Below are 19,770 nucleotides of genomic sequence, written 5' to 3'. Positions count from 1 at the left end.
CCGGGTCCCCCTCCTGCACCGCCTGTCTCACCGGGGCGGCTCCGAAGCGGCACCGGACCCCTCCACAGCGCCGGACGCACCGGAGGTCCCCGCGCCGGCGGCCTCGGCCGCCAGGGCGGCCGCGCGCTCCGCGGCGATCCCCCGGCGGCGCAGCACGACGGCCTGCCGCACGTAGTCCAGCCCCGTGACGACGGTCAGGACGACGGCCAGGGCCATCACCCACCACCGCAGCGTGGCCAGCGGACCGGTCAGCGCCAGCACGTACATGCCCACGGCCGTGCCCTGGGCGAGCGTCTTCAGCTTGCCGCCGCGGCTGGCCGGGATGACCCCGTGCCGGATCACCCAGAACCGCATGAGCGTGATGCCCAGCTCCCGGAAGAGGATCACACCCGTCACCCACCACGGCAGGTCGCCGAGGCCCGACAGGCAGATCAGGCCCGCGGCCATGATCGCCTTGTCGGCGATAGGGTCGGCGATCTTCCCGAAGTCCGTGACGAGGTTGTACGTCCGCGCCAGGTGGCCGTCGAACACGTCGGTGATCATGGCGACGGCGAACGCGGCCCACGCCCAGGCGCGCCAGGCGGGGTCGTAGCCGCCGTCCTGGAGCAGCAGCACCACGAACGCCGGGACGAGCACCAGGCGCAGCATGGTCAGGATGTTGGCGATGTTCCACAGGCTGGCCTGGTTGACGGCCGCCGCTCCCAGCTTCCCGCCGGGCGCCCTCCTCCCCGTGCCGCCCGCAGCGGACGCCGGGACTCCGGTCATCTGCCCGCCTCCTCGAGTACCTCGGCCACCAGGTCGACGCCTTCGGTGCCCACGACCTTCGCCTTGACCATACGGCCGACGGCCAGCCCGGCGCTCGTCGTGAACAGCACCTGCCCGTCGGTCTCCGGCGCCTGGTGCGCCGCGCGGCCGGCGCCGGCGTACTCGTCGTCGTCGAGGTCGTCGCCCTCGACGGACTCGACCAGTACCTCCAGGGTCTCTCCGAGGCGCTCCTCCGCACGCTGGGAGGTGAGCTCCTCGGCGAGCCGGGAGAGGTGGGCGAGGCGCGCGTCGACGGTCTCCTGGTCCAGCTTGTCCTCGTACGTGGCGGCCTCGGTGCCGTCCTCGTCGGAGTAGCCGAACACGCCGATGGCGTCGAGGCGGGCGTGCAGCAGGAAGCGCTCCAGCTCGGCGAAGTCCTCCTCGGTCTCGCCGGGGAAGCCCACGATGAAGTTGGACCGCACACCGGCCTGCGGGGCCTTGCCGCGGATCGTGTCGAGCAGTTCCAGGAACCGGTCGGTGTCGCCGAAGCGGCGCATGGCGCGCAGCACGGCGGGCGCGGAGTGCTGGAACGACAGGTCGAAGTAGGGCGCGACCTTCTCGGTGGAGGTCAGTACGTCGATGAGGCCGGGGCGCATCTCGGCGGGCTGCAGGTAGCTGACCCGGACGCGCTCGATGCCGTCGACGGCGGCCAGCTCGGGCAGCAGCGTCTCCAGCAGGCGGATGTCGCCGAGGTCCTTGCCGTAGGAGGTGTTGTTCTCGGAGACCAGCATGATCTCCTTCACGCCCTGCTCGGCCAGCCAGCGGGTCTCGCCCAGCACGTCGGAGGGGCGGCGCGAGACGAAGGAGCCGCGGAAGGAGGGGATGGCGCAGAACGAGCAGCGGCGGTCGCAGCCGGAGGCCAGCTTCACGGAGGCGACGGGGCTCGTGTCGAGGCGGCGGCGCAGCGGGGCGCGCGGTCCGGAGGCGGGCGCGACGCCCTCGGGCAGGTCCTCGGGGGCGGGCGCGGGCTCCTGGGCGTGGCCGGGCAGCGCGATCCCGGCGGCGGCGTCCTGGCGCTGCACCGGGCTGAGGGGCAGCAGCTTGCGGCGGTCGCGCGGGGTGTGGGCCTCCACGCTGCCGCCGCTGAGGATGGTCTGGAGGCGGTTGGAGATGTCGGCGTAGTCGTCGAAGCCGAGCACGCCGTCGGCCTCGGGCAGGGCTTCGGCGAGCTCCTTGCCGTACCGCTCGGCCATGCAGCCGACGGCGACGACGGCCTGGGTGCGGCCGTGGTCCTTCAGATCGTTCGCTTCGAGGAGGGCGTCGACGGAGTCCTTCTTGGCGGCCTCGACGAAGCCGCAGGTGTTGACGACGGCGACATCGGCCTCGGCGGCGTCCTCGACGAGCTCCCAGCCGTCCGCTGCCAGGCGGCCTGCGAGCTCCTCCGAGTCCACCTCGTTACGGGCGCAGCCAAGAGTGACAAGGGCGACGGTACGGCGTTCGGGCATGGACTCAAGACTACTTCGTCCCCGGCACCCCTCCGCCGCGCAGGTCCGGCACCCCTCCCGCGGGGCCCCGGGGGCCGCGGTCCCGCCCCCGGGACGCGCAGGCGGAGCGGGTCCGGGATCACGCCCCGGCGCGGCGGGGCTTCCCGGAGGCGGGACGGCCGCAGGCCCCGCTCGTGCCCCCGGAGCGGGAGCGCGGGCGGGGCCTGCGGCGGGTGTGTCCTGTGGTGCGTGAGGGGCAGGGGACCGGGGTGGTCAGCCGACCTGGGGGTCGCCCTTGGTGTAGCTGAGCCGCTCGACCTGGCCGGGTGCGAACTCGTCCTCGACCTTCTTGCCGTTGACGAAGAGCTCGATCGCCCCGGCGTTGCCGAGGATGAGGTCGAGCCGCTCGTCGTCCTGGAAGGTCTTGGAGTCGCCCTTCTCCAGCAGGCCGTCGAAGAGCAGCTTGCCGTTGCGGGCCTTCGCCGAGATCCAGCTCTTGTCGTCGATCGCGGTGAGCTTGACCGTGACCTTGTCCTGGGGGACGGCCGCGATCGCGCTCTCCGTGGGGACGGGTGCGGGCTTGGACGGCGCGGGCTTGGGTGCCTGGCTCGGGGTCTTGGCCGGGGCGGGGGCCTCGGCCACATTCCTGGTCGTGCCGGTGCCGTCCTGTCCGAAGAGGGTGAAGCCGACGAAGCCGACCACCGCGACGAGCGCGGCGACCATGGCGGCGGTCCAGTTGGGCCGGCGCCGCTCCGGGCGGATCCGCTCCGCTTCGAACATGGGTGCGGCGGAAGTGGGGGCGGGACGGCCGCCGTGCTCCGCGTCGTACTGCTCGACGAGGGCGGCCGGGTCGAGCCCCACGGCCCGTGCGAGCGTCCGCACGTGCCCGCGGGCGTACACGTCGCCGCCGCACCGCGAGAAGTCGTCCTCCTCGATCGCGTGCACGATGGGGACGCGCACACGCGTGGAGTTGCTGACCTCCTCGACGGTCAGGTTCGCGGCGAGGCGTGCGTCGCGGAGCGCGCGGCCGATCGAGGGCCGGTTCTCCGAGGGCCGCTCGTCCTCGGGGAGCGAAGGCCGGTCGTCTTCGGGGGAGTTGCCGTCGGGGGCGTTGCCGATGGACACGAGGGCGCCTTTCGAGCGTGTAACCACCTGCTGGAGGTTCAGTCTATGGGTGGTACGAAAGGGTGGAGCAACCGGGCGGACGTGGTTTGTACGCCATCGGAATGGCCGTCGCCCATGGTGCGGGGGGCACCATTCTCCGCCCCTTCCTCCAACTTGACGTGCAGCCCGGGGCAACGGTTGCTCACGGTTCTCTTACGGGTGGGACACAGTCGGGTCAGGAGCCGCCCTCGCCCCGGATCGAGGCGAGTACGCCGTCCAGGTCGTCCGGTTTCACCAGGACGTCCCGCGCCTTGGACCCCTCGCTGGGGCCGACGATGTTCCGCGACTCCATCAGGTCCATGAGCCTGCCCGCCTTCGCGAAGCCGACACGCAGCTTCCGCTGGAGCATCGACGTGGAGCCGAACTGCGTGGAGACGACCAGCTCGGCCGCCTGGCACAGCAGGTCGAGGTCGTCGCCGATCTCCTCGTCGATCTCCTTCTTCTGCTTGGTGCCGGTGGTGACGTCGTCGCGGAAGACCGGCGCCATCTGCTCCTTGCAGTGCCGGACGACCGCCGCGACCTCCTCCTCCGTGACGAACGCGCCCTGGAGCCGTACGGGTTTGTTCGCGCCCATCGGCAGGAACAGGCCGTCGCCCTTGCCGATGAGCTTCTCCGCGCCCGGCTGGTCGAGGATGACGCGGCTGTCGGCGAGGGACGACGTGGCGAAGGCGAGCCGGGAGGGCACATTGGCCTTGATGAGGCCGGTGACGACGTCCACGGAGGGCCGCTGGGTGGCGAGCACCAGATGGATGCCGGCGGCGCGGGCCAACTGGGTGATGCGGACGATGGCGTCCTCGACGTCGCGCGGGGCGACCATCATCAGGTCGGCCAGCTCGTCCACGATGACCAGCAGGTACGGGTAGGGCTGCAGCTCGCGCTCGCTGCCGGGGGGCGTCTTCAGCTTGCCGCTGCGCACGGCCGCGTTGAAGTCGTCGATGTGCCGGTAGCCGAACGCCGCGAGGTCGTCGTAGCGCAGGTCCATCTCGCGCACGACCCACTGGAGCGCCTCGGCGGCCCGCTTGGGGTTGGTGATGATCGGCGTGATCAGGTGCGGGATGCCCTCGTACGCGGTCAGCTCCACCCGCTTGGGGTCGACGAGGACCATCCGGACGTCCTCCGGGGTCGCCCTTATCATCACCGACGTGATCAGGCAGTTGATGCAGGACGACTTGCCGGATCCGGTGGCGCCGGCGACCAGGACGTGCGGCATCGTCGCCAGATTGGCCATCACATAGCCGCCCTCGACGTCCTTGCCGAGCGCGACCAGCATCGGATGGTCGTCCTCCGCCGCGTCCGCGAGGCGCAGCACGTCGCCGAGCTTGACCATCTCCCGGTCGGTGTTGGGGATCTCGATGCCGACGGCGGACTTGCCGGGGATCGGCGAGATGATCCGCACGTCGGGGCTGGCCACGGCGTACGCGATGTTCTTGGCGAGCGCGGTGATCTTCTCGACCTTCACGGCCGGGCCGAGCTCCACCTCGTAGCGGGTGACCGTCGGCCCGCGGGTGAAGCCCGTGACCTCGGCGTCCACCTTGAACTCGGCGAAGACGTTGCGCAGGGACGCGGCGATGGCGTCGTTGGCGGCGGTGCGCGTCTTGCCCGGCCCGCCGCGCTCCAGCAGGTCGAGGGAGGGCAGGGCGTACGTGATGTCGCCGGCGAGCTGGAGCTGCTCGACCCGCGGCGGCATCGGCTCGGTCGTCTCGCGCACGGGCACGGGCTTGGTGAGGTCCGGTACGACGTGGCCGCCGTCCTCCTCGCGCGCCGGCGGTACGGCGGGACCGGCCGCCCCGGTACGGCCCCGCCCCGCGGCGCGCCCCGTGTCCGCGCCGCCGCTCTCCGCCCCGGCCGGCTCCTGGTGCCGGGCCCGGTCGTGGTCGTGGGTGACGTCCCTGGTCAGGTCGGCCACCAGCGGTGAGGGCGGCATCCCGTTCAGTACGGCGCCGTCGAGGTCGGCCGCGGCGGCCGCGGCGATGTCCACGGCGTCCATCGGGCGCCCGAAGCCGGGTTCGGCGGGCTCGGGCGCCTTGCGGCCGCGGCCCCGGCGGCGCCGGTTGAGCGCCTCCTCCTCGGCCTGCTCGGGGTGCGGGGGCCCGTCGGCCGCGGGGGCGCGGCGGCGGGCGGGGCCCGCCATGCTCTCGCGCCACTGCTCGTCGTACCGCTGGTCGTCGTCGCTCCAGGTCTCGTACGGCTCGATGACGCCGAGCCGCTCGCCGAGCGCGCGCAGGCGGCGCGGGATGGCGTTGACGGGTGTGGCGGTGACGACGAGCAGGCCGAAGACGGTCAGGAGGACCAGCAGCGGGACGGTGAGGACCTCGCCCGTCATGAAGATCAGGGGGGTGGAGGCGGCCCAGCCGATGAGCCCGCCCGCGTCCTGCATGGCCTGGGCGCCCTCGTCGCGGCCGGGCGAGCCGCACGCGATGTGGACCTGCCCGAGGACGCCGATGACCAGCGCGGACAGTCCGATGACGATGCGTCCGTTCGCCTCGGGCTTCTCGGGGTGGAGGATCAGCCGGACGGCCATGGTGCCGATGAGGAGCGGCACGAGCAGGTCGAGCCGGCCGAACGCGCCCGTGACGAGCATGTCGACGAGGTCGCCGACGGGGCCCTGGAGGTTGGCCCAGGTGCCGGCCGCGACGACCAGGGCGAGGCCGAGCAGCAGCAGGGCGAGGCCGTCCTTGCGGTGCGCGGGGTCGAGCCCCTTCGCGCCGCGCCCTATGCCCCGGAGCATGGCGCCGACGGCGTGGGCGAGGCCCAGCCAGAGGGCGCGAACGAGACGGTAGACGCCGTTCGTGGGCGACGGGGCCGGCTTGGCGGCCGCCTTCCTGGCGGGCTTCCGGGCCGGGGCCTTCTTCACCGCGCCCTTCTTGGCGGGGGCGGGCTGCCTGGCCGCGGCCTTCTTGGCGGGCGGTTTGCCGGGCGCCGCCTTCTTCGCGGCGCCCGTCGTACGGCCGGCGGCGCGCGGCTTCGCGGTGCCCGCCGTGCCGTGGGGACCCTTGCCGGACGTACGTGAGGCCATGGGGGTGAGGTTACCGGTGCGGGCGGCGCGGAACACGCGTCCGCCCCCTTCACCCGTTCGTGTCGTTCCGCGGAGGGCGGGAGGTGACGCGTGTGACGCACCCTCAAGTGGCGCTCCCCCGGCGGGGAGGGTCAGGAGGGCAGGCCGGCGCCGCCGCCTCCGGTGCCGGGCTCCAGCGCGTCCAGCGCCCGCCGCAGCCCGGTCAGCTTGCGCTCCAGGTGCGCGGCGGTGGCCACGGCCGCCGTGTCGGCGGACTCCTCGTCGAGCTGCTTGGACAGGGCCTCGGCCTGCTCCTCGACGGCGGCGAGCCGCGCGGACAGCTCGGCGAGCAGGCCCGCCGTCTCCTTCGACGCGGCGCCGCCCTGGCCGCCGTTGCTCCCCTCCAGCTGGAGGCGCAGCAGCGCGGCCTGTTCGCGGAGCTGACAGTTCTTCATGTACAGCTCGACGAATACGGAGACCTTGGCGCGCAGGACCCACGGGTCGAACGGCTTGGAGATGTAGTCGACCGCGCCCGCGGCGTATCCCCGGAAGGTGTGGTGGGGGCCGTGGTTGATGGCGGTCAGGAAGATGATCGGAATGTCGCGGGTGCGTTCCCGCCGTTTGATGTGGGCGGCCGTTTCGAAACCGTCCATGCCCGGCATCTGGACATCCAGAAGGATGACCGCGAAGTCGTCCGTCAGCAGCGCCTTGAGCGCTTCCTCCCCTGACGATGCCCGTACCAGCGTCTGATCGAGCGCAGAGAGGATGGCCTCCAGCGCCAGCAGATTCTCCGGCCGGTCATCGACCAGGAGGATCTTGGCCTTCTGCACCATGGCCCGTCCTCCTCGCCCCGGCAGTTGGCCGGGCGCCGCCCCAGGGGACGACTCCCTTGTGCCGTCCGTCCTTGTGCCGGTCATGGTAGCCGCACCCCGCCCGTCACCACACCCTGTCACCGCGATGTCACTGTGCACATAGCGGAAACGTGGCAGGAGACGAGAAGGTTCCCCGAATACCGCTCCCTCACACGCCTCCGGCACGTGCCATGTGGCGTGTTATCGAAAATTGTTCAAAACTCGATCACTTTCCGTGCATCCACTGATCCATTACAGCGAGAAGGTGATCAGGATCGACCGGCTTGGTGACGTAATCCGAAGCCCCGGAGTCGATCGCCTTCTCCCGGTCGCCCTTCATCGCCTTCGCGGTCAGCGCGATGATCGGCAGCCCCGCGAACTGCGGCATCCTGCGGATCGCCGTCGTCGTCGCGTACCCGTCCATCTCCGGCATCATGATGTCCATCAGCACCACCGCCACGTCGTCGTGCTGCTCCAGGACCTCGATGCCCTCCCGGCCGTTCTCCGCGTACAGCACCGACAGGCCGTGCTGCTCCAGCACGCTCGTGAGCGCGAAGACGTTGCGGATGTCGTCGTCCACGATCAGCACCTTCTCGCCGCCGAACTGGAACGTCCGGCTCTGCTCCGCCGCCTCGTGCCCGCCGGGCGCCTCCTGGCCCGTCCCCGCGCCCTCACGGCCGTCCGCGGAGCCCGTACGGGCCTGCGCCGCGGCCGTCTTGCGGCGGTGCCGGAACAGCGCGCCCGTACCGGTCGGCCGGGACTCCCCCGCGCCCGTGCCCGGCACCGGGGCCGCGGGGGCCTGCGTACCGGACGGCGCGGACACCGCGGGACCCGCCGGCAGCGCCGCACCCTGCGCGTCGAGCCCGGCCGGCTCCTCGGCCCCGCCGTGCGGCGCGTCCTGCGGGACGCCGGCCCCCGACCCGTATCCGTTCGGCGGCAGCTCGTTGACGTGCAGCGGCAGATACAGCGTGAACGTCGAGCCGCGGCCCGGCTCGCTCGCCGCGTGGATCTCGCCGCCCAGCAGCCGCGCGATCTCCCGGCTGATGGACAGTCCGAGCCCCGTACCGCCGTACTTGCGGCTCGTCGTGCCGTCCGCCTGCTTGAACGCCTCGAAGATCACCCGCATCTTGCTCGCGGCGATCCCGATGCCCGTGTCGGTCACCGAGAACGCGATCAGATCGGCGTCCGGGTCCCGCAGCGAACCGGCCTCCAGCAGCTGCTCCCGGATCGACGCCGGGACATCCGCCTTCGCCGGGCGGATGACCAGCTCCACCGCGCCCGTGTCGGTGAACTTCACCGCGTTCGACAGCAGGTTCCGCAGCACCTGGAGCAGCCGCTGCTCGTCCGTGTGGAGCGTCGCCGGCAGCTCCGGGGAGACCCGCACGGAGAAGTCGAGGCCCTTCTCGGCGGTCAGCGGCCGGAACGTCGCCTCCACGTAGTCCACCAGCTGCACCAGCGCGATCCGCGTCGGGCTGACGTCCATCTTGCCCGCCTCGACCTTCGACAGGTCCAGGATGTCGTTGATCAACTGCAGCAGGTCGGAACCCGCGCCGTGGATCGTCTCGGCGAACTCCACCTGCTTCGGCGACAGATTGCCGTCCGCGTTGTCCGCGAGCAGCTTCGCCAGGATCAGCAGCGAGTTCAGCGGGGTCCGCAGCTCGTGCGACATGTTCGCCAGGAACTCGGACTTGTAGCGCATGGACACCGCGAGCTGCTCGGCCCGCTCCTCCAGCACCTGCCGGGCCTCCTCGATCTCGGTGTTCTTCACCTCGATGTCGCGGTTCTGCCGCGCCAGCAGCTCCGCCTTCTCCTCAAGCTCCGCGTTGGAGTCCTGCAGCGCCTTCTGCCGGTTCTCCAGCTCCGCCGACCGCTCCCGCAGCTGCTCGGTCAGCTCCTGCGACTGCTTCAGCAGCACCTCGGTCTTGGTGTTGACGCTGATCGTGTTGACGCTCGTCGCGATCATCTCGGCGATCTGGTTGAGGAAGTCCCGCTGGATCTGCGTGAACGGCTGGAACGACGCCAGCTCGATCACCCCGAGGACCTTCCCCTCGAACAGCACCGGCAGCACGATCACATGCGCCGGCGCGGCCTCACCCAGCCCCGAGGAGATCTTCAGATAGCCCGGCGGGACGTTCACCTGGATCGTCCGCTTCTCCTCGGCCGCCGTCCCGATCAGCGTCTCGCCCGGCCGGAACGACGTCGGCATCGACCCGGCCGAGTAGCCGTAGCTCGCCCGCATCCGCAGCTCGTACGAGCCGTCGTCCTCACCGCCCGGCTCCGCCGAACCGCCGCCGGTCGGCACCGCCAGGAAGAACGCCCCGTGCTGCGCCGACACCACCGGCGTCAGCTCGCTCATGATCAGCGACGCCACGTCGTCCAGGTCCCGGCGGCCCTGCATCAGACCGGAGATCCGGGCGAGGTTGCCCTTCAGCCAGTCCTGCTCCTCGTTCGCCAGCGTCGTGTCGCGCAGGTTCGCGATCATCGTGTTGATGTTGTCCTGGAGGACCTGGATCTCACCGGACGCGTCCACGTCGATCTTCAGGTTCAGATCGCCGCGGGTCACCGCCGTGGCGACCGCCGCGATGGCCCGCACCTGCCGGGTGAGGTTCCCGGCCATCTCGTTCACCGACTCGGTCAGGTCGCGCCAGGTGCCGTCGACGTCCCGTACGCGGGCCTGGCCGCCCAGGATGCCCTCCGTACCCACCTCGCGGGCGACGCGGGTGACCTCCTCCGCGAACGACGACAGCTGGTCGACCATCGTGTTGATGGTGTTCTTCAGCTCCTGGATCTCACCGCGCGCATCGATGTCGATCTTCTTGGTCAGATCGCCCTTCGCGATGGCCGTCGTGACCGCGGCGATCTGCCGCACCTGACCGGTCAGGTTCGACGCCATCGAGTTCACCGACTCGGTGAGGTCCTTCCACGTACCGGACACGCCCGGCACCCGCGCCTGGCCGCCCAGTTCGCCCTCGGTGCCCACCTCGCGGGCCACCCGCGTCACCTCGTCGGCGAACGACGACAGCGTCGTCACCATCGTGTTGACCGTGTCGGCCAGTTCCGCGACCTCGCCGCGCGCCTCGACGGTCACCTTCTTCGTCAGATCGCCGTTGGCGACGGCCGACGACACCCGGGAGATGTTGCGCACCTGCGAGGTGAGGTTGTTCGCCATCACGTTGACGTTGTCGCTGAGGTCCTTCCAAATGCCGGTCACCCCGCGCACCCGCGCCTGGCCGCCGAGGATGCCCTCGGTGCCCACCTCGCGCGCCACGCGCGTGACCTCGTCCGCGAAGTTCGACAGCTGGTCGACCATCGTGTTGACCGTGGTGACCAGGTCGAGGATCTCGCCCCGCGCGTCCACCGTGATCTTCTTCGACAGGTCGCCCTTGGCGACCGCCGTCGTCACCTGGGCGATCTGCCGCACCTGCGACGTCAGGTTGCTCGCCATGAAGTTGACCGACTGCGTCAGGTCCTTCCAGGTGCCCGACACGCCCTGCACCTCGGCCTGGCCGCCGAGGATGCCCTCCGTACCGACCTCGCGGGCCACCCGCGTCACCTGCTCGGCGAAGTTCGACAGCTGGTCCACCATCGTGTTGAGGGTGTTCTTCAGCTCCAGGATCTCGCCGCGCGCGTCCACGTCGATCTTCTGCGACAGGTCACCGCGCGCCACCGCCGTCGCCACCTGGGCGATGTTGCGGACCTGCGCCGTCAGGTTCCCCGCCATGCTGTTCACGGAGTCCGTCAGATCACGCCACACACCGGCCACACCGGGCACCTGCGCCTGACCGCCCAGCCGCCCCTCGGTGCCCACCTCGCGGGCCACCCGCGTCACCTGCTCGGCGAACGCCGAAAGCTGGTCGACCATCGTGTTGATGGTGTTCTTCAGCTCCAGGATCTCGCCGCGCGCGTCCACGTCGATCTTCTGCGACAGGTCGCCCCGCGCCACCGCCGTCGTGACCTGGGCGATCTGCCGCACCTGGGACGTCAGGTTGCCGGCCATGAAGTTGACGGAGTCGGTGAGCTCCTTCCACGTACCCGACACACCCGGCACACGCGCCTGGCCGCCGAGCCGGCCCTCCGTACCCACGTCGCGCGCCATGCGCGTCACCTGGTCGGCGAACGCCGAGAGCTGCGCCACCATCGTGTTGACGGTGTTCTTCAACTCCAGCATCTCACCGGCCACATCGACCGTGACCTTCTGCGTCAGATCGCCGTTGGCCACCGCCGTCGTCACCTGCGCGATGTCCCGCACCTGACCGGTGAGGTTCCTGAACGCCGTGTTGACCGAATCCGTCAGGTCCTTCCACGTCCCGGCCGCGCCCCGCACCTCGGCCTGACCGCCCAGCCGGCCCTCGACACCTACCTCCCGCGCCACACGCGTCACTTCGGACCCGAACGCGGAGAGCTGGTCCACCATCGTGTTGACGGTGTTCTTCAACTCCAGCATCTCACCGGCCACATCGACCGTGACCTTCTGCGACAGGTCGCCGTTGGCCACCGCCGTCGTCACCTGCGCGATGTCCCGCACCTGACCGGTGAGGTTCCTGAACGCCGTGTTGACCGAATCCGTCAGGTCCTTCCACGTGCCCGCGGCCCCGGGCACCTGCGCCTGACCGCCCAGCAGCCCCTCGACGCCGACCTCCCGGGCCACCCGCGTCACCTCGTCGGCGAAGGTGCGCAGCGTCTCGGTCATCTGGTTGATCGTGTCCGCGAGCTGCGCGACCTCGCCGCGCGCGCTGACCCGCACCTTCTGCGACAGGTCACCGTTGGCGACGGCGGTCGTCACCTCCGCGATCCCGCGCACCTGGCTCGTGAGGTTGCCCGCCATCGTGTTGACGGAGTCGGTGAGGTCCTTCCACACGCCGGCCACACCGGGCACCTCGGCCTGCCCGCCGAGCTCGCCCTCCGTACCGACCTCACGCGCGACGCGGGTCACCTCGGACGAGAACGACGACAGCTGGTCCACCATCGTGTTGACGGTGTTCTTCAGCTCCAGCATCTCGCCGGCCACGTGCACGGTCACCTTGCGCGACAGATCGCCCTTGGCGACCGCCGTGGTGACCAGCGCGATGTCCCGCACCTGCGCCGTCAGCCGATACGCCATCGTGTTGACCGAGTCCGTGAGGTCCTTCCACGAACCGGACACGCCCCGCACCTGCGCCTGCCCGCCGAGCTTGCCCTCCGTACCCACCTCGAGGGCGACCCGCGTCACCTCGTCGGTGAACGACGACAGCTGGTCGACGAGGTTGTTGACCGTACGGGCGACCTTCAGGAACTCGCCCCGCAGCGGCCGCCCCGCCCCGTCGGGCCCCTCCGAGCGCAGCTCCATCCGCTGCTCCAGGTCGCCGTCCGCGACCGCGGACAGCACCCGGCCCACTTCGGAGACCGGCCGGGTCAGATCGTCCACCAGGGCGTTGGCCGCCTCGATCGCGGTGGCCCAGGCGCCTTCGCTGGCGCCGACCTCCAGCCGCTCGGACAGCTTCCCCTCCCGGCCGACGACGCGGCGCACCCGCGCCAGCTCGCCGGTCAGGTGCAGCTTGCGGTCGGCGACCTCGTTGAAGACGGCGGCGATCTCCGCCATCGTCCCTTCGCCGGTGACGGTCAGCCGCTTGCGGAAGTTGCCGTCGCGCATGGCGACCAGCGCCCCCAGCAGCCGCTCCAGTGCAGCGGCGTCCACCTCGACGGTTCCGCTGCTCCGGGACCGTCCGCCCATCGCGCGCGTGCTACCGCCTCGCGCCGCCACGCCAGACTCCACCGTGTCCCTCCCGCAGGGGTTGACCGTATTGCTCGGGCTCGTGCTCGGGTGTCGTTCCGGCCACGGCACCCGCGGTGGCCGATACCGGAAACCTTCCCAGTCTGTCACCGCGGGCGTCCCTGGCCATAACAGTTCGGCAGCTTCGCATAACGTCCCCATCCTCTGGGGACGGAAACAGCCGTGACCACCACCCGCCCGGACTGCGAAGGTAAGTAACCTGGCATGCGGCTGTCCAACCGCCCCGGTCCGCCCGGCGGGGGCGGTGTGGCCGCGCGACCAGGGGGTACCGGAAGGGGCGGGGGCCGATCATGGCGAAGCCGGGCGTCGAGACGCGTACGAGGAGTTCTGTGATCACCGCGCGGGCGGCTGCCACCTTCGAACCTGTGGGGCGGTCGGTCGCGACCGCCCGGGCCTTCGTCCGGGACACCCTGCAAGGCTGGGGCTACTCCGACGTCGTCGACGACGCCGTCGTCCTGACCAGCGAACTCGTCACCAACGCCGTCGTCCACGCCGGAACGGCGGCGGACGTGCTGTGCCTGCGCACGGAGCACGGCGTACGGGTGGAGGTCGCCGACCGCTACCCGGAGCGCGAGGTGCCGCTCCAGGGCGTCGCGCAGCCCGTCGCCGCACCGGACCGCGAGAACGGCCGCGGCCTGCTGCTCTGCGCCGCCCTGGCCACCCGCTGGGGCGTCGAGTACTCCCCCACCCGCAAGCGCGTCTGGTTCCAGCTGGACCTGCCGGAGCGCCCGGTCGGCACCCGCCACGCGGGGCCCGCGCTCCCGCCCGAGCTGCTGCCCGTGGCGGACGAGCGGGTCAGGGTCGCGGTGGTGCAGATCGACCGCTCGGGCGCCATCGCCGCCTGGAACGACGACGCGCACCACCTTTTCGGGTACGCCACGGAGCAGGTCGTCGGCAAGCAGCTCGGCGACTTCGCCGCGTGGCCGCACACGCCCGGCACGGGCACGGGCCTGGCGGAGGCGCTGCAGCTGTCCCGCTGGGAGGGCAGCTACGGCATCCGCTGCATGGACGGCCGCGTGATCCCCGTGTACGCCTCGCATCTGCGGGTCCGCGACACGCACGGCGAACCGTCGACGGTCTGCCTGCTGGTACGGGACTACGAGCGCGCCGTCCTGCAGACCCCGCCCCGCGCGGCGGGCGGCGACTCCTCGGGCGAGGGACGGGCCGCCGACCCGTTCGAGGTGTTCATCGGCTCCCCCGCCCCGGACGACCTGGACGGCCTGCTGCAGCGCACGGTGGAGCGGGCGCGCGACATGCTCGACGGCGACGCCGCGTTCCTGCTGCTGGCCACGGACGACGAGACGGAGCTGGAGGTGCGGGCCACCACGGGCCTGCCGTCGGCCCGCCAGCGCTTCGCGCGCGTCCCGGTGGAGGCGGGCACCAGCCGCTACGCCTCGGCCCGCATGCCGGCCGTCCACGAGGACCTGCTGGCCGTACCGGGCGCGGCGCCGCTGCTGAACGGCACGGGGATGCGCTCGGTGGTGACGGTCCCGCTGAAGGTGGAGGGCCGTCTGACCGGCTCGCTGGGGGTGGCCGCGGAGGCGGCGGGTCGCTACGCGAACGAGGACGCGCTGCGGTTGCAGTTCGCCGCGGACCGGATCGCCCTTGCCGTGGAGTCGGCCCGCCTGGGCGAGCTGGAGCGGCTGCGCCGGGGTTCGCTGAGCTTCCTGGTGGAGGCGTCCGACCTGCTGGCGGGCACGCTGGACCGGGACCAGACGCTGGCGCTGATGGCGCAGATGACGGTGCCGACCCTGGCGACGTGGTGCGCGGTGTACACGATCGCGGACCAGTCGTCGGACCCGTACCTGTCGTATGTGCTGCACGAGGACGAGGAGCGCATCGACGGGCTGAAGGAGCTGCTGTCGGGCGTCACCCCGCCGGACCCGGTGCCGACGCCCGGCGCCCGTGTGTGGGAGGCACCCGGGGAGGCGGCACAGCGGGCGGCGGTGGAGGCGTCGCGCCGGCAGCTCGGCGAGGCGTCGTCGCCGCTGTCGTCGGGGATCGGTACGGCGCTGGCGACGGCGGCCGCGGTGGGCGGTGAGACGGTGGTGCTGCCGCTGGTGGCGCGCAACCGGGTGATCGGCATGCTCACGCTGGGCAAGCCGTCGGACGACCACTTCCGCCAGGAGATCCTCGAGCTCGCGGAGGACCTGTCCCGCCGGGCGGCGCTGGCCTTGGACAACGCGCGGCTGTACAGCGAGCGGACGGCGATCAGCCAGTCGCTCCAGCGGAGCCTGCTGCCTCCGGGCCTGCCGCAGGTCCCGGGTGTCGAGGTGGACGTGATCTACCGGGCGGCCGGCGAGGGCAACGAGGTGGGCGGCGACTTCTACGACCTGTTCCCGATCAGGGACGGTGCGTACGGCTTCGCGATCGGCGATGTGTGCGGTACGGGGCCGGAGGCGGCCGCGGTGACGGGTCTGGCCCGGCATGCGCTGCGGTTGCTGGCCCGGGAGGGCTTCGGCGGCCCGGCGGTGCTGGAGCGGCTGAACGCGGCGATCCTCGACGAGGGGGCCCGCAGCCGGTTCCTGACGCTGCTGTACGGCGAGCTGTGGCCGCAGAAGGACGGCAGCGCCCTGCTCAAGGTGGTGTGCGCGGGCCATCCGCTGCCGCTGCGCCTCCGCCAGGACGGCACGGTGGTTCCGGCCGCGGAGCCGCAGCCGCTGCTGGGTGTGATGGAGGACCTGGAGCTGTACGAGGAGTCGGTGACGCTGGAGCCGGGCGATGTGCTCCTGTGCGTGACGGACGGGGTCACCGAGCGGCGTGAGGGCACCCGGATGCTCGGCGACGACGGGCTGACGGAGGTGCTGCGCACGTGTACGGGCCTGACGGCCGGCGCGGTCGCGGCGCGTGTGCTGCGGGCGGTGGAGCGGTTCGCCGCGGAGCCGGCGTCGGACGACATGGCGATCCTGACGCTGCGCGTCCCGGAGCCGCACCAGCAGTAGGAGACCGGATACGACAAAGGCCCCCCGCCGTGAGGCGGGGGGCCTTTTGTTTCGGAGCCCCCAAACGGAATCGAACCGTTGACCTTCTCCTTACCATGGAGACGCTCTGCCGACTGAGCTATAGGGGCCTGTCGCCTTTTCGAGGTTTCCCTCGCGGCGACGTGAAAACTATATCCCACACGCTCCCGAACGCCTAATCGGCTGGGCGGGACCGCGGCGTGGGATGTGGCCGGCTGCGACAAGGCGACGAACACCCGCCGGCGGCTGCCTTCCGGCCCCGCAGGGGTGCGGGAGAGTCGGCCCGGACACTTGGCATCCAGCAGGCTCCGGAAAATGCGGAAAGCCCCGTGCCATCAGGCACGGGGCTCCCCGTCAAAAATTGTTCGGCGGCGTCCTACTCTCCCACAGGGTCCCCCCTGCAGTACCATCGGCGCTGAAAGGCTTAGCTTCCGGGTTCGGAATGTAACCGGGCGTTTCCCTAACGCTATGACCACCGAAACACTATGAAGATATGAACTCAACCAGCCAAATGGGAGTTCGTTACTTCAGAACTAACACAGTGGACGCGAGCAACTGAGGACAAGCCCTCGGCCTATTAGTACCGGTCAACTCCACCCATCACTGGGCTTCCATATCCGGCCTATCAACCCAGTCGTCTACTGGGAGCCTTACCCTCTCAAGGAGGTGGGAATACTCATCTCGAAGCAGGCTTCCCGCTTAGATGCTTTCAGCGGTTATCCCTCCCGAACGTAGCCAACCAGCCATGCCCTTGGCAGAACAACTGGCACACCAGAGGTTCGTCCGTCCCGGTCCTCTCGTACTAGGGACAGCCCTTCTCAATATTCCTACGCGCACAGCGGATAGGGACCGAACTGTCTCACGACGTTCTAAACCCAGCTCGCGTACCGCTTTAATGGGCGAACAGCCCAACCCTTGGGACCGACTCCAGCCCCAGGATGCGACGAGCCGACATCGAGGTGCCAAACCATCCCGTCGATATGGACTCTTGGGGAAGATCAGCCTGTTATCCCCGGGGTACCTTTTATCCGTTGAGCGACGGCGCTTCCACAAGCCACCGCCGGATCACTAGTCCCGACTTTCGTCCCTGCTCGACCCGTCGGTCTCACAGTCAAGCTCCCTTGTGCACTTACACTCAACACCTGATTGCCAACCAGGCTGAGGGAACCTTTGGGCGCCTCCGTTACCCTTTAGGAGGCAACCGCCCCAGTTAAACTACCCATCAGACACTGTCCCTGATCCGGATCACGGACCCAGGTTAGACATCCAGCACGACCAGAGTGGTATTTCAACGGCGACTCCACCTGAACTGGCGTCCAAGCTTCACAGTCTCCCACCTATCCTACACAAGCCGAACCGAACACCAATATCAAACTGTAGTAAAGGTCCCGGGGTCTTTCCGTCCTGCTGCGCGAAACGAGCATCTTTACTCGTAGTGCAATTTCACCGGGCCTATGGTTGAGACAGTCGAGAAGTCGTTACGCCATTCGTGCAGGTCGGAACTTACCCGACAAGGAATTTCGCTACCTTAGGATGGTTATAGTTACCACCGCCGTTTACTGGCGCTTAAGTTCTCAGCTTCGCCTGGACGAATCCAAGCTAACCGGTCCCCTTAACGTTCCAGCACCGGGCAGGCGTCAGTCCGTATACATCGCCTTACGGCTTCGCACGGACCTGTGTTTTTAGTAAACAGTCGCTTCTCGCTGGTCTCTGCGGCCACCCCCAGCTCCGAGTGCAAGACTCATCACCAGGCGTGGCCCCCCTTCTCCCGAAGTTACGGGGGCATTTTGCCGAGTTCCTTAACCATAGTTCACCCGAACGCCTCGGTATTCTCTACCTGACCACCTGAGTCGGTTTAGGGTACGGGCCGCCATGAAACTCGCTAGAGGCTTTTCTCGACAGCATAGGATCATCCACTTCACCACAATCGGCTCGGCATCAGGTCTCAGCCTTAACGTGTGACGGATTTGCCTACCACACGGCCTACACCCTTACCCCGGGACAACCACCGCCCGGGCTGGACTACCTTCCTGCGTCACCCCATCGCTCACCTACTACCAGTCTGGGCCACCGGCTCCACCACTCCGTGCTTGTCCGAAGACGCACACGGCGGTTTCACGGGCTTAGCATCGCTGGGTTCAGCGCTGGCGCTTCAAAGCGGGTACCGGAATATCAACCGGTTGTCCATCGACTACGCCTGTCGGCCTCGCCTTAGGTCCCGACTTACCCTGGGCAGATCAGCTTGACCCAGGAACCCTTAGTCAATCGGCGCACACGTTTCTCACGTGTGTATCGCTACTCATGCCTGCATTCTCACTCGTGAACCGTCCACAACTCGCTTCCACGGCTGCTTCACCCGGCACACGACGCTCCCCTACCCATCACAGTCCCCGTTGGGGGTATGTACTGCAATGACACGACTTCGGCGGTACGCTTGAGCCCCGCTACATTGTCGGCGCGGAATCACTTGACCAGTGAGCTATTACGCACTCTTTCAAGGGTGGCTGCTTCTAAGCCAACCTCCTGGTTGTCTCTGCGACTCCACATCCTTTCCCACTTAGCGTACGCTTAGGGGCCTTAGTCGATGCTCTGGGCTGTTTCCCTCTCGACCATGGAGCTTATCCCCCACAGTCTCACTGCCGCGCTCTCACTTACCGGCATTCGGAGTTTGGCTAAGGTCAGTAACCCGGTAGGGCCCATCGCCTATCCAGTGCTCTACCTCCGGCAAGAAACACACGACGCTGCACCTAAATGCATTTCGGGGAGAACCAGCTATCACGGAGTTTGATTGGCCTTTCACCCCTAACCACAGGTCATCCCCCAGGTTTTCAACCCTGGTGGGTTCGGTCCTCCACGAAGTCTTACCTCCGCTTCAACCTGCCCATGGCTAGATCACTCCGCTTCGGGTCTTGAGCGCGCTACTAAAATCGCCCTATTCGGACTCGCTTTCGCTACGGCTTCCCCACACGGGTTAACCTCGCAACGCACCGCAAACTCGCAGGCTCATTCTTCAAAAGGCACGCAGTCACGACCCACATCCGAAGATGTGAGCGACGCTCCCACGGCTTGTAGGCACACGGTTTCAGGTACTATTTCACTCCGCTCCCGCGGTACTTTTCACCATTCCCTCACGGTACTATCCGCTATCGGTCACCAGGGAATATTTAGGCTTAGCGGGTGGTCCCGCCAGATTCACACGGGATTTCTCGGGCCCCGTGCTACTTGGGTGTCTCTCAAACGAGCCGTCAATGTTTCAGCTACGGGGGTCTTACCCTCTACGCCGGACCTTTCGCATGTCCTTCGCCTACATCAACGGTTTCTGACTCGTCTCACGGCCGGCAGACCGTGAAAGAGAGATCCCACAACCCCGCATGCGCAACCCCTGCCGGGTATCACACGCATACGGTTTGGCCTCATCCGGTTTCGCTCGCCACTACTCCCGGAATCACGGTTGTTTTCTCTTCCTGAGGGTACTGAGATGTTTCACTTCCCCTCGTTCCCTCCACTTACCCTATGTGTTCAGGTAAGGGTGACAGCCCATGACGACTGCCGGGTTTCCCCATTCGGACACCCCCGGATCAAAGCTCGGTTGACAGCTCCCCGGGGCCTATCGCGGCCTCCCACGTCCTTCATCGGTTCCTGGTGCCAAGGCATCCACCGTGCGCCCTTAAAAACTTGGCCACAGATGCTCGCGTCCACTGTGCAGTTCTCAAGCAACGACCAGCCACCCATCACCCCACCGCTATCGCGGCGAGTTCACTGGGGCCGGCGTTCGAAGGAACAAGCCTTACGGCCCGTGCCC

General features: G+C 69.0%; 7 protein-coding genes, 1 tRNA gene and 2 rRNA genes. 1 reads left to right on the top strand and 9 read right to left on the bottom strand.

The window, feature by feature from the left end:
- Positions 1 to 27: 27 nt before the first annotated feature.
- The 6 genes from pgsA to ACSUPT_RS22335 form a co-directional block, all read right to left on the bottom strand.
- A complete protein-coding gene (gene pgsA, locus ACSUPT_RS22360; protein WP_351965085.1) occupies positions 28 to 765 on the bottom strand; it encodes a CDP-diacylglycerol--glycerol-3-phosphate 3-phosphatidyltransferase in 738 nt (245 codons plus the stop codon).
- On the bottom strand, positions 762 to 2,249 hold the full coding sequence (rimO, locus tag ACSUPT_RS22355; protein ID WP_351965086.1) for a 30S ribosomal protein S12 methylthiotransferase RimO: 1,488 nt from the start codon (positions 2,247 to 2,249) through the stop codon (positions 762 to 764). The genes pgsA and rimO overlap by 4 nt, the downstream gene beginning before the upstream one ends.
- Positions 2,250 to 2,501: 252 nt before the next feature.
- Positions 2,502 to 3,380, bottom strand: coding sequence for a helix-turn-helix domain-containing protein (locus tag ACSUPT_RS22350; RefSeq protein ID WP_351965087.1), 879 nt, complete (start codon positions 3,378 to 3,380; stop codon positions 2,502 to 2,504).
- A gap of 187 nt (positions 3,381 to 3,567) precedes the next feature.
- Positions 3,568 to 6,408, bottom strand: a complete 2,841-nt coding sequence (locus ACSUPT_RS22345; protein WP_436945366.1) for a DNA translocase FtsK — start codon at positions 6,406 to 6,408, stop codon at positions 3,568 to 3,570.
- Between the two features lie 131 nt (positions 6,409 to 6,539).
- Positions 6,540 to 7,220, bottom strand: coding sequence for a response regulator (locus ACSUPT_RS22340; RefSeq protein ID WP_361657864.1), 681 nt, complete (start codon positions 7,218 to 7,220; stop codon positions 6,540 to 6,542).
- A gap of 244 nt (positions 7,221 to 7,464) precedes the next feature.
- Complete coding sequence (locus ACSUPT_RS22335) at positions 7,465 to 12,948, bottom strand: HAMP domain-containing protein (protein ID WP_436945365.1); 5,484 nt, start codon at positions 12,946 to 12,948, stop codon at positions 7,465 to 7,467.
- A 350-nt stretch (positions 12,949 to 13,298) separates the two neighbouring features.
- Here ACSUPT_RS22335 and ACSUPT_RS22330 point away from each other — a divergent pair, with 350 nt between their 5' ends.
- Positions 13,299 to 15,950, top strand: a complete 2,652-nt coding sequence (locus ACSUPT_RS22330) for a SpoIIE family protein phosphatase (RefSeq protein ID WP_436945364.1) — start codon at positions 13,299 to 13,301, stop codon at positions 15,948 to 15,950.
- 55 nt (positions 15,951 to 16,005) lie between these two features.
- Here ACSUPT_RS22330 and ACSUPT_RS22325 read toward each other — a convergent pair.
- The 3 genes from ACSUPT_RS22325 to ACSUPT_RS22315 form a co-directional block, all read right to left on the bottom strand.
- Positions 16,006 to 16,078 (bottom strand) — tRNA-Thr (locus tag ACSUPT_RS22325).
- A gap of 253 nt (positions 16,079 to 16,331) precedes the next feature.
- Positions 16,332 to 16,448 (bottom strand): 5S ribosomal RNA (gene rrf / locus ACSUPT_RS22320).
- Between the two features lie 77 nt (positions 16,449 to 16,525).
- A 23S ribosomal RNA gene (locus ACSUPT_RS22315) occupies positions 16,526 to 19,649 on the bottom strand.
- Between the last annotated feature and the right edge of the window lie 121 nt (positions 19,650 to 19,770).

This window comes from Streptomyces sp. SudanB25_2051, from assembly GCF_964272635.1.
Classification (GTDB): Bacteria; Actinomycetota; Actinomycetes; order Streptomycetales; family Streptomycetaceae; genus Streptomyces.
Note: the sequence above shows the minus strand (reverse complement) of the source record. Positions and strands in the feature narration are given on the sequence as shown.